This is a genomic window from Paenibacillus sp. 1_12 (assembly GCF_900114475.1).
Classification (GTDB): domain Bacteria; phylum Bacillota; class Bacilli; order Paenibacillales; family NBRC-103111; genus Paenibacillus_S.
This window is the reverse complement of record NZ_FOTE01000005.1, coordinates 236,593-248,424: the sequence shown is the minus strand read 5'-3', so window position 1 is coordinate 248,424 and position 11,832 is coordinate 236,593. Positions and strand designations below refer to the sequence as shown.

The 11,832-nt window shown below is 42.7% G+C and carries 12 protein-coding genes; 8 read left to right on the top strand and 4 right to left on the bottom strand.

What is annotated here, in order from left to right:
- The first annotated feature begins 217 nt into the window (after window positions 1-217).
- Complete coding sequence (locus BM210_RS13780; RefSeq protein ID WP_091169012.1) at window positions 218-1,345, top strand: AbrB family transcriptional regulator; 1,128 nt, start codon at window positions 218-220, stop codon at window positions 1,343-1,345.
- A gap of 25 nt (window positions 1,346-1,370) precedes the next feature.
- On the opposite strand, the gene BM210_RS13775 is transcribed toward BM210_RS13780, so the two are convergent.
- From BM210_RS13775 to BM210_RS13765, 3 genes are all read right to left on the bottom strand, one after another.
- On the bottom strand, window positions 1,371-2,420 hold the full coding sequence (locus BM210_RS13775) for an SGNH/GDSL hydrolase family protein (RefSeq protein WP_091169009.1): 1,050 nt from the start codon (window positions 2,418-2,420) through the stop codon (window positions 1,371-1,373).
- Window positions 2,421-2,863: 443 nt separating this feature from the next.
- Window positions 2,864-3,046 (bottom strand): sporulation histidine kinase inhibitor Sda, encoded by a 183-nt coding sequence (sda, locus tag BM210_RS13770; protein WP_143101046.1) that lies wholly within the window; start codon window positions 3,044-3,046, stop codon window positions 2,864-2,866.
- Between the two features lie 222 nt (window positions 3,047-3,268).
- Window positions 3,269-3,466 (bottom strand): hypothetical protein, encoded by a 198-nt coding sequence (locus BM210_RS13765; RefSeq protein ID WP_091169005.1) that lies wholly within the window; start codon window positions 3,464-3,466, stop codon window positions 3,269-3,271.
- A gap of 81 nt (window positions 3,467-3,547) precedes the next feature.
- On the opposite strand from BM210_RS13765, the gene BM210_RS13760 reads away from it, so the two are divergent.
- The 6 genes from BM210_RS13760 to BM210_RS13735 all read left to right on the top strand — a co-directional run bounded on the left by BM210_RS13760 (window position 3,548) and on the right by BM210_RS13735 (window position 9,897).
- The gene (locus BM210_RS13760) at window positions 3,548-5,878 is read left to right on the top strand and encodes an ATP-binding protein (protein WP_091169002.1); all 2,331 of its coding nucleotides are present in this window, start codon (window positions 3,548-3,550) and stop codon (window positions 5,876-5,878) included.
- Entirely contained in the window at window positions 5,875-6,519 is a 645-nt protein-coding gene (locus BM210_RS13755) for a response regulator transcription factor (protein ID WP_091169001.1), read from the top strand. The genes BM210_RS13760 and BM210_RS13755 overlap by 4 nt, the downstream gene beginning before the upstream one ends.
- The gene (locus BM210_RS13750) at window positions 6,516-7,460 is read left to right on the top strand and encodes a polyprenyl synthetase family protein (RefSeq protein ID WP_091168998.1); all 945 of its coding nucleotides are present in this window, start codon (window positions 6,516-6,518) and stop codon (window positions 7,458-7,460) included. The genes BM210_RS13755 and BM210_RS13750 overlap by 4 nt, the downstream gene beginning before the upstream one ends.
- A gap of 98 nt (window positions 7,461-7,558) precedes the next feature.
- Window positions 7,559-8,530 carry a peptide-methionine (R)-S-oxide reductase MsrB gene (msrB, locus tag BM210_RS13745; protein ID WP_091168996.1) on the top strand — a complete coding sequence of 324 codons (972 nt, stop codon included), beginning with the start codon at window positions 7,559-7,561 and terminating at the stop codon, window positions 8,528-8,530.
- A gap of 43 nt (window positions 8,531-8,573) precedes the next feature.
- The gene (locus BM210_RS13740) at window positions 8,574-8,852 is read left to right on the top strand and encodes a YciI family protein (protein WP_371263474.1); all 279 of its coding nucleotides are present in this window, start codon (window positions 8,574-8,576) and stop codon (window positions 8,850-8,852) included.
- Between the two features lie 259 nt (window positions 8,853-9,111).
- On the top strand, window positions 9,112-9,897 hold the full coding sequence (locus tag BM210_RS13735; RefSeq protein ID WP_091168991.1) for an alpha/beta hydrolase: 786 nt from the start codon (window positions 9,112-9,114) through the stop codon (window positions 9,895-9,897).
- A gap of 181 nt (window positions 9,898-10,078) precedes the next feature.
- Here BM210_RS13735 and BM210_RS13730 read toward each other — a convergent pair whose 3' ends face one another.
- Window positions 10,079-10,459 (bottom strand): VOC family protein, encoded by a 381-nt coding sequence (locus BM210_RS13730; protein ID WP_091168989.1) that lies wholly within the window; start codon window positions 10,457-10,459, stop codon window positions 10,079-10,081.
- 348 nt (window positions 10,460-10,807) lie between these two features.
- Between BM210_RS13730 and BM210_RS13725 the strand changes: the two genes are divergently transcribed.
- A complete protein-coding gene (locus tag BM210_RS13725) occupies window positions 10,808-11,821 on the top strand; it encodes a ketoacyl-ACP synthase III (RefSeq protein WP_091168987.1) in 1,014 nt (337 codons plus the stop codon).
- Window positions 11,822-11,832 lie beyond the last annotated feature (11 nt).

The following is an 11,832-nucleotide window of genomic DNA, read 5'->3' as shown; positions in this document are numbered from 1 at the left end:
ATGTAATGACAAGTCAAGTGGACAGGCATCAGCCTGAAAGCTTGGCTTTTTTATTATATCAGATTTACTAAGTTTTCGGCGAAGCCATTGTGCAGGTAGAGCTAAAAATAGAGGTCATTCATGAGGAAATATGAAAATTAAAGCCTTGTTCGTCCTCGCTCATTTGTTATAATGGTAAGCATGGCTTTAATACGGCAATAAGAAAAGAGGAGTCGCTTTGAAACGAATCGCTGAAACGATAATTGTCACATTTGCAGGCGGGCTGCTGTTCACCTGGCTGCATGTACCACTCAGTTGGATGCTTGGACCGTTGACGGCCGTATTGCTCTGGAATGTGTTCACGCGCCGCAATCTGGCTTGGCCAGGATCTTTTCGAAACTTGGGCTTGTCATTACTTGGCTACAGCATGGGACTTTCATTTACGCTGGAAAGCGCCCGGCAAATATCGACGCAGCTGCCATCTATGCTGATTGCTACTATCACAACGATAGTATTCAGCTTGATCGTTGCTGCAGTGACAGCCAGACAAACGAACGTAAGCTTCGCAAGCAGTGCAATCGGCAGTATTCCCGGAGGACTGTCGCAGATGGTCGTATTGAGTGAAGAAATTGAGGGTGCAGATTTAGCCGTGGTTGCATTTATGCAAACGATTCGTTTGTTGACGGTTATTTTTACTGTACCTTTTTTGGCAGTGCATGGCTTAGCAAATGAGCCTGTTCAAGGAGCAACCGGACTTGCAGGACAAGCGAACGGGTCTGTGGCTACGATGTTTGGACCCTTCATTGCAGCAGCTCAGGACATTGCGTCAAGACCGTTATTCATCACACTATTACTGCTGTGCGTCATAGCGTCTGTATGGATTGCCATCAGACTGCGATTTCCGACGCCCTATTTTCTTGGGCCTATATTAGCTGCCTCATTATTTACAATCGCGGGTTATGAACCACCGCATTTACCTTCGTTATTCATCATTCTGGCTCAATGGAGTCTTGGTATTTATTTGGGACTTGGGATCAAACTGAGTAGTCTGGGGAATTGGCGCAAGCTGCTTCCGTATTCGATTGTGGGGAGCATTGCGATCGTTGCTTTTTCTCTGGGGTTGTCGGTCGTGTTTAGTTTATTTATGCCCATTTCCGTCATGACAGCCTTTTTGGGCACGTCGCCAGGCGGAATGACGGAGATGGGTGTTACAGCAACACTAGTAGGAGCGAACGTTTCCCTAGTGGTTTCCTATCAGATGTTTCGCATATTATTTATTTTGTTCGTTGTACCTTATTTATTGAAATGGGGATTCCGTCGCTTTCGCCGCCAACGAGACTCGGAGCCTCAGGCAGATGAAAGCTAAAAGCTGGTCATTGGACGGCAATCACTTACAGCAATTCAGACATGCGTTTTGCCAATCTTTCACCCATTAAGATATGTCCATAGTCGGATGGGTGGATCAAATCGGCAGCAAGTGCACTGAAATCATTCAAAATATCATGACCTTCAATCAAATGAAGATGGGGTAAAGCAAACTCATGATGAAGTTCACGAATAGCCTGAGAAAATTGCTCGTTGGCTAAGGTTAGAGGATGGGCCTCGCTTACCAAATGATCCGATGAGTTAGGAAATAAGGTGATCAGGAATACCGGTTTTCCGATATTTTTGGTCACGATTTGTTCGATAAGATAGCGAGCCCGAGATTTGAATTCCTCTGTTGAAAAGATTTCCCTCATATTAACGCCCAGCTCTAACGTAGCCACGTCCCACGCTGGTTGATCAGCTAGAAAATCAGCCATCTCGGCTTCACATAAGCAGGAGCCGCCCATGCCTTTGTTCAAAATATCAAAGCCAAGTCGTCTGGCGGTCTGTTGGATATAAGCGTTGTGATGTACCGTTGCACCGGAGCCATGGGTAATGGATGAGCCATAGGCTAACAAGGTTTTGCCTGGAAGCTCCTGTGGGTGTGGAGGCCTATGGGCGTGTCCGAACGTTTCCAGATGATGAAATGCTACCTGAAAGCCAATTCCTGCCTCATAATTGCGACTGATTGCGATTCTCCATACATCGGAGGAGAAGCGTCCCGTATCGAGTGCTTGCTTGTGAACTTCTCCAAAGCGGACATTTTTCTCCAACTGCAGCGTATGTACGCGTCCAGGTACTAATCTGTGTACGGAGTGCACATAGTCCCCGTTGTAAATCACGACGTCTCCCTCACCAAGCGTTGCGGTCAGGACCACTCTCAATATACGTGCTTCTGTGACGAATCGTATTTCGCAGCCTGTTGACTGCTCCGCTACGAACCGACCATTCGGTCGATCTTCCGTTCCAAGTGCATACCTGATCTTTTGCGGAAAGCGCTGTAATAGAAGTCCTGAAACTCCATGTGCCTGTTGCAAATGGGCCACGTTGTGAAATTCCAAATCATTAAATATCATATGCTCACCCTAATCTATGAGATTTACAGCTTAAATCATCCCTATATTACTATGTTTATCGTAAAAATATAAGACTTTAATCTAAATCTAAGAGAAATATGGCAAAAAAATCAAGCCTATAGTCATGAAAAATTGAGTAGGAAACTTATCCAGTCATTTTGTGTTGTGTTATAATGGCATTAAACCCCTAACACAAAAAAGACTGGAATCGTGATCCAGCCATCATATATACTTTGCGGCTTTAAGCCTGAAATATTCGATTCGTGTAGAACGGACAATGCCAAGTGGCGGAGTGATTCTTGTATGTATGTGTCATCAAGGAATTGGCTTTGACCAGATGTTCGATTACTTTTACTATGATGTGTTTACAGAGGAAGAGGTTGCCGCTGGAATTCGTATGGGGCAGCAGGGAAGTTTCTCCATGTGACCCAATCATTCGATCTTCATACGGATTGAAGACAACTTTCCGACATATTGTTAACACATGCATCAGCATGTAATGAAGGAATTTGTATGTTACGATCTTTCATTTCAGTCATTAGAAGTTCGATAAAATCATCATCCAGATCCAATTCCAAAGAATCTAGGTAGCATTCAATTAACACGATATCACTTAGCGTTCTCATCATCATAACCTCTTTCTCGTATTTCCAATATATGTACATACATCATATATCTATCATATATTGAAATCACAATGACATCAGCACATTTGTAGTGCGATGGAAGGCAGACTTTAGTTGCAACCTGTTGCAGTCTTCGACAAAAAAAGAGAGAAAATATATCAGAAACGATCGTTTTTGATATACATTCTCTTTTATTATTGGTAAAATATTGAAAAATAAGCATTAAGCCCAATCCGATTCAGGAGCAGCGCTTCTTTTATGTAAAAATGAGTCAGTTAATGCTTTCTCTTCCGATGTAGACAAAGCCAGTGAGTTCATGAAAGTGCGATCGTTCAGACGAGCTTGAAGTGCGGAAGCGTCCAACTGCTTAAGATTTTTGACGGCAGCTTGCAAATCAGTAGACCAGGTAATTAGTTGCATATTTTTATCACCTCCTTTACCAATTTATAGTACTTATATCCTTTATATCACATTTAATTGAAAATAAAAGGGGGTTTTGGGATGAAAAAGAATATTTACTTAAAATTTGTCCTACTTTTGTTTATCACAATCCAACTTTGGTTCGTATATATTAGTACCCAGTACCCAGTTACTGGTGTTGGTGTTGAAAAAAACGAAAATGGAAACTGGGTAGTTAGTTCCATTGGTCAAAGAAATACTTCCGAGCAAGCAGGTTTAGAAATAGCTGATGTGATTAAGCAGGTGAACGGTTCAGAGCCCAGTCAGTTTGCTTCGATAATTAAATGGAGCTCATTGGATCAGGCTGATCGTGTGACCGTCGTTCGTGACAATCGTGAATATGAGATTTTTTTTCATACAGATCGAAATTTTTTGCAAAATGATGCTCTAGCCGTGGCTATAGCAGCAGTTAGTATAATGGGTGCATTACTGCTGCTGATGAAAAAAAACAATTCACCCTCGGCGAAATATTTGGCGCTGGTGCTGCTTGATATGGGTGGGATCTACATGTCACTTGGAGCTTCGATTCGTGGAGATGCGTTAGGCAAAATGACCATTTTATTGTTGGTGATGATGATTCCGATACTTTTTCTTCATTTTTTCGTCGTATTTTTGAAGGAAAAGCAGGACTACCAGCTTTCCATTGCGTCTTTGAAAAAAAAATATACCTTTTTCATAGTATCAATGGCATTCATTTCACAATTGACTTTCTTTTCTGCAAATCCGTTAACCCATACCATATATCGCGTTAATGTTTTGTTCTGTATGATTTGCTTCATCATCGGATTTGTGTTCAGTTTATATTTGTTATCCAAGCTATATCTGAAATATCGCAGGGAAAAATCCTACCTATCCACGATGATCAAGACGGTTTGGCTGTCTCTATTTATTTCTTTTTCACCGATCATTTGTTTTTCGTTTATCCCGAGTATTATTTTTGGTTATGGATGGGCTAACTCTCTTTACATGAGCATCTTTGTATTTGTCTTTCCGGTAACATTGGCTTACTTGGTTGTAACTACTAAATTATATGACATCGATTTGGTTTTACGGCGCGTTTTGTTGACTGCCTTGATTGCTATCGTTCCAAGTGGGATGTTTGTTGGCATTATCAAATTTTTGTTTGCAGAGGAAGCGGAAGCTGAACGTTTAATCATAGCGTTTATCCTGTTTGTTGTGCTCTTAACGTATATTTTATATTCGCTGGAAAATATGTTCGCCAAGCTGGAGCCCATTCTATTTCCGCGCAAATATTATTTGCAATCTGCTTTGAAGAAAATCGCTAAAAATCTCAGTTCCATAACGAGCTTTCGGGAATTTAAAGATATTATCCTCATAGATATCGTGAATACGCTGCAGGTAAATGGCGCGGCACTCGTTTTTAAATATAAGGATTCATTGGAAATTATCAAAGAGGGAAATATTGATGTCTCAGAAATCGAGAAGCACTTGAATACAGAGAAGGCTTTGCATCCCTCCTTGACCTTTTATGAAATCAACCATCAGGAAGAATATACAAGCTACTTTGTTCTAACAGAGAAGCGTACAACCGCATTTCTCGGTACTGAGGAAAAGCAATGGCTGCAATTGATCATGACGTATTTGGCTGTCAGCCTGGAAAATGTCCATTTAATACGCAAGCTTACTGTGAAAATGGAGCAGCTGGCATCACAGATTCCTAATGAACAGGCTGGCAATGACTTCATATGGTTTCGCAAGCTGATGTTCGAGCTGCAGGAAAAGGAACGTGTTCGCATTGCGACTGATCTTCACGATACGACCATGCAGGATTTATTTTTTCTGAAAGAACGGCTGCATTTGCTGCTGGAGAAATACGCTTATACGAAGCAGGATCAAGCTCAAATGGTCAGTATGATCGATTATATCGATGTGATTAACAGCAACCTGCGACAAAGCTGCTTCGAGCTTCATCCTTATTTGATTAAAGAAATTGGACTTGTGCGTACCATAGAGCAATTGGTAGAGATGGAAGCGGCAATCGCTCCTTTCGAGATAGGGTTTAAAGCAGGTCAAATCAATGTCATTGAAATGAGAGATTTGGAAACGAAGCGTCACATTTTCCGTATGGTACAAGAACTTATCAATAATGCAAAGAAGCATTCACACGCCGATCAGGTTCAAATTGAGCTTGTTGACAGTAAAAGCATCCTTCAACTGACTTATACAGATGATGGAGTAGGATTTGAGTCAAGCTTGGCCTTGGTAAGAGAAATCGGATCTTCCGGTACGGGTATTGAGCAGATAAAAAGCCGAATCTTATCTTTAAATGGACAATATGAGCTTGTGACAAGTAGAGGAAAAGGCATGCGATTGTTTGTTTCCATTCCAATGAAAGAAGGCATATCGGCATGATGCAAATAAAAAAAGCTATTGTCACGGACGATCATCCTTTAATGGCTCAAGCTACCAAAGAACTGTTGGAACAGATTGAGGGTGTAGAAGTCGTAGGTATCGCGCACAATGGACAGTCGTGTCTGGATCTTGTGGAGATCTACCTGCCTGATTTGGTTTTTCTGGATTACCAGCTTCCAGATCATATGGGAACAGACATAGCAGCACAAATTAAAGCTTCGTATCCCAAAACGCATATTGTCTTTTTTACCGGTGTTGACGTGTCGGCTTTAACAGATGTATTCTTGGAGCTTCAAGTGAGCGGAGTGATTTCCAAAGGAACACGGCATGCTACGATTCAGCACGTAATAGGATGTATTTTGGATGATTACATCGTGATGCCGCGTTCTGTTTTGCAAACCTTTAAGGGCAGCGGAGTACCTTCTATAGCAGAACTGACCGATGAAGAAGTACTGATTATGATGTTAATTATTAAGGGCACTACACTTGAACAGATAGCGGCGCAAATTCATATCAGCAAACGTTCGGTTGATAATTACCAAAGGAAAATTTACGGTAAATTGGGAGTCAAGACGAGGGTTGAGGCTATTGAAGCATTCATTCGAAGTAAATATTACAAGGATGGGAGAGAGGAGCTATGATAGAGCCTCGGATTGTTGAAGAAATGCGCCGAATTGTTGACAAGTACGTAACGGAACCAGATTTAAATGAGCTATTGAAAACTTTTATTCAAGATAAAGCGGCTGAAGGCTCCCAGTGGTCTAATATTACTCGGTATACACATTATATGCTTGGAGGAGATTCTCCACGTATTGATCTCGCTGCAGCCATGACAGAAATCATCTTGCTATCCTTCGATATTATTGATGATTTACAGGATGGGGACAACAAGGAGAAGCCTTGGATTGTATGCTCCCATGCTTTTACTTTAAACGGAATTTTGGCATTTTTGTTTTCTTTTATGACTGAGGTGAGCGTCTTACAAGAGAGTAATGGACAAGCGCCATTGTTGATGGAGAAACTGGGTGCAATATTATCGCAGTCTATCAATGGGCAGCAAATTGATTTGAATGATTCAATTTCATCAGAAAGCGACTACTTAACCATGATCGAGAAAAAGTCGGGTTCGCTGCTTCGCTTTGCATGCTCGATGGGTTATTTGCTTATTCCCGATCTGGATCAGCGGACGATACATACGATGGATCAGCTTGCCAATTATATTGGCATGATTTCACAGCTGGACAATGATATTCGGGATGTACTCCGGTTTGATGTGAAGAACGATTTGCTGCAAAAAAAGCGCACTTTGCCGGTTTTGTTTCTCCTTATGGAGAAAGATGAGCATTTTCCTTACATACAACAGTATTATAACGGTCAGCTTACCTACAACGAATTCGTGTTACGTAAACGGGAGTGTATCCACTATATCGAGGATTCGGGCTGTATTGAGTACTGCAAAATCATACAGTCTTTACACACGGATCAGGCGAACCAGTTATTCGAATCGTTGCCTGGGCTCTCTCCGTGGAAGGAGAAATTCAAAGGAATTACGTTTGCCAAACAGATCCAGGAGGTTGGATAATCAGCAGTGTAGTAAACACTATTTGGAGAGTCAACCGTTTCTTGTTATGATAGTAGAAGAACATCCGTTTTTTATATTACAATAAGGAGGTAACGATAATGAGCGACAATATTGAACAAACAGCAAACCAAGAGCTGGCAACATTTGCAGGCGGCTGCTTCTGGTGCATGGTTTCGCCCTTTGAGGAGCTTCCAGGAATTATTAAAGTGGTGTCCGGTTACACGGGAGGTCACACTGTTAATCCAACGTACGAACAGGTTTGCTCGGAAACAACAGGGCATGCTGAGGCTGTGCAAATCACGTTTGATCCTGCTGTATTTCCGTATACGAAGCTGCTGGACACGTACTGGCAGCAGATCGATCCGACGGATGCAGGAGGGCAATTCCATGATAGAGGCGGCTCCTATCGAACGTCCATTTTTTATCATAATGAAGAGCAAAGAGTGCAGGCTGAGGCGTCCAAGCAAGCTCTCGAGCAAAGCGGACGTTTCGATCGTCCTGTCGTAACACCGATTGTCCCTGCATCAGCATTCTACGAGGCGGAGGAATACCATCAGGGCTATCATCACAAAAATCCTTTGCGCTATAAAAGCTACAGAAAAGGCTCAGGTCGTGAAGCATTTATTCAAAATCATTGGAATACAGAAGCAGATAAGCAAAAATTGAAGCAAATATTAACGCCTATTCAATACGAAGTAACTCAAAATAGCGGTACAGAGCCGCCGTTTCAAAATGAATTTTGGGATGATCATCGTGAAGGTATATATGTGGATATTGTTTCCGGTGAGCCTTTATTCAGCTCTCTGGACAAGTTTGATTCCGGCTGCGGCTGGCCAAGCTTTACGAAACCGCTCATACCTGCCAATGTTAAGGATAAGCCAGATTACAAGCATTTTATGATCCGTACTGAGGTGCGCAGCCGCGAGGCTGACTCTCATTTGGGTCATGTGTTTAACGATGGTCCACAGCCAACAGGTTTGCGCTACTGCATCAACTCCGCCGCCTTGCGGTTTATTCCCAAAGATGAGCTGGAGCAAGCGGGCTATGGTGCCTATCTTAGCTTGTTTTAAGGAAGCCGTTCAAGTCGAATTATTATGAAAAAGAGGAACGACAATGATGAAGTATTTTGCCGTTTTTTTACCGGTAATTAGTGTGGAAAGAAGCGCACAGTATCGTCCGCTGCATTTGGAATTTTTGGAAAAGGGCAGAAATGAAGGCTGGATATATGCTAACGGACGTTTTGTTGATGGGTCCGGCGGTCTTGTTATTTATATCGGGGAATCCATTGATGAAGTATTGGCTAGAGTAAAGCAGGATCCTATTGTATTCGAGAACGCGCGAGGCTACGAAATCCATGAGTGGGAAATGGTTACCAGAGATGCACTTTCTTAATCGTTAAGTAGGATTGGAGGAAGTCGCCGGATCGAGAACTGTATGAAGAGGACGATTGGGAAGGTCTGAGCAGACCTTTCCTATCGTCTTTTTTAGTTGCACGGTAATGCTTGATCGGGTACGATGGCGTTGAGGAACATTTTCCATTTCTTGTGATTGGAGGTGCTGTGCGATTATTTATACCACTGTCTGAAGCTGGAAATATAAATGGGTATCAGGATGCTCCGGCAGACTGATTCTTTATGAAGGAGGTTATCAAATGTCCATCCTACTATGGCCCAATGGTGCCCCATTTGCAAAGGGAACCGAGCCAGAAGATTGTCCCGCAATAACTCCATACTTGCTCCAAAGTGATCAACCGAGCCCGTGTATGATTATATGTCCAGGTGGCGGCTACCGAGCTTTATCTGAACAGGATGGGGAACCAACTGCTAGATGGTTGAACCAACTTGGCATTTCTGCTGTTGTTCTGAAGTATCGTGTGGCCCCCTACCACCATCCTTGTCCATTGACCGACGCGCAGCGAGCTATCAGATACATACGCTACTCGGCAAAAGAGTGGAATATCGATCCACAGAGAATCGGAATTCTCGGATTTTCCTCGGGCGGGCATTTGGCAGCTACAGCAGGAACACATCCCGATTCAGGAAAACCAGCGCATGAAGATCCAATCGAAAGAGAGAGCTCTGAAGTGAGCTTGATGGTTCTTTGCTACGCAAGAATTACGATGCTGCATTATGAACATCCATACAACGCCAATCTGATGGGACCCAATCCAAGCTATGAAACCAGGTATTTCCTATCTAATGAAAAACATGTGAATGCGGATACGCCTCCGGTTTTCTTATGGATCACCGCTGATGATCAAAATATTCAGACAGGACATAATTTGCTTTTCGCTTCGGCACTAAGTGATCATAAGATTCCATTTGAAATGCATATATTCGAAAGCGGCAAGCATGGTCTGGGTCTGGCTGAGGATCATCCAAGTGCGAAACACTGGCCTCGTCTTTGTCAAATTTGGCTTGGAAACCATGGCTTTTAACTTCTCCATCCTTCAATCCACGGGATGATTTTATGGTTTCTGATTGGTGGCTGTCCATGTAGATGACCTGAGATCGAATTAAGTCGAAAGAATTGTTTGCGCTTACAATCTCGTCGCGGAATGGAAAAAGCCAAACTTTATAACGATAAAAGCTGTCAAACAAGATAATAAGCTCGTTTCCTTATGATGAAAGCCATTCTAAAAACTCAAGTCGATTTCCAAAGGGGTCGTTTAAATAGAAGCGTTTTACTCCTTCATCAGCCCTTGCTTCGTCATCAATTACTTGAATATTATTGTGATGCAGATATTCACGCAATTCATCTAAGTTCTGTACGTGAAATGCTGGGTGAGCTTTTGTAGCAGGCACAAAATCTTTTTGTACTCCGATGTGTACTTGATGAGTGCCGCATTGGAACCAAACGCCACCACGTTTTTTTAAATTTTCAGGTTTTGGAATCTCCGTCCAACCTAATAAGTTATTGAAAAAATTCCGAGCCTCTGTTTCGCAACCTTCTGGGGCTGCCAGTTGAACATGGTCAAGACCATAGAAATTGTAAGCCATATAATTCACTCCTTTTCGTTTCATACAATGAAACCATGTTTCATATTATAGTTCCATTTTATAGTAATTATCAATAAAAATCCAGTTCTTTGTACTCTATCTGAATGCAGCAATATTTAGGAAAAGAGCCAACCGAAAACGGAAACTCATAACATCTTATGTACCATTAAATAAAGTCAGCAGTATGATTAAGGAAGTCAGTATAGAAAGAAACGCATGCAGTCTGAACGTCAGCATCCTGGCATTCAGACTGCTTATTGTTTATTTTATTTCCAATAGAGTGGGAATGTGTTATACTAAATTTTAGTACCAAGTACTAATACTAAGTAATAAAAGGGAGCTGAACTCATGCAGCTGACAAAAGCACGGATTACTGCTATAGGCACCTATGTTCCAACAAAAAAATTGACCAATTTCGATTTGGAAAAATTAGTGGATACTAACGACGAGTGGATTATACAACGAACAGGAATTCGGGAGCGTCGTATTAGCGAGCCTGATCAATATACCAGTGATTTATGTGCGGCTGCCGCGAATGATTTAATGAGCAGATATCATAAGTCCCTTGAAGACGTTGATTTGATCATAGTGGCGACCAGTACGCCAGATTTTCCTTTTCCAAGTACGGCAGCACTGCTTCAAGAGAAGCTTGGCATCTCCAGAGCGACCGGAGCTATTGATCTGAGTGCAGCATGTGCGGGATTCGCATATGGATTGCATCTGGCAGAAGGGATGGTTGCCTCAGGTCTACACCGCAAGATTCTAGTATTTGGGGCGGATACGCTCTCGAAAATTACCGACTACACTGACCGTACGACTTGTGTATTGTTTGGTGATGGAGCGGGTGCAGTGTTGGTAGAAGCGGATACCGAGCACTCCAGCTTTGTGGCGTATCATCATGCTACTGAGGGTAAAGGAGGAGCTCATGTTTACCAGACAGGATTGGCAGATCAGATGTTTGGAACACCTCTGAATGGGAGTGGACTGCTTGTACAAAATGGCAGAGAGGTGTTCCGCTGGGCTGTCAGAAGTGTCTCTGAAGGCATTCAGGAGCTGTTAAATAAAAGTGGCTATGCTGCTGCAGATATAGACTGGTTCGCGCCTCACAGTGCTAATTTAAGACTGATTGAGCCGATTTGCGAGCGCAGTGGACTTCCACTCGAAAAGACACTGTACAGCCTTGAAAATTACGGAAACACCTCGGCTGCATCCATTCCCCTTGCCCTAGACCTTGGAATTCGTGAGGGCAAGCTCAGGGACGGTGATCGAATTCTGATCTATGGATTTGGCGCCGGGCTCGTACAGGCTGGACTGCTGCTTCAATGGAAGCTTGATCCGCAGCATACTTCACCGAACCCTTAAGGCACCGCAGC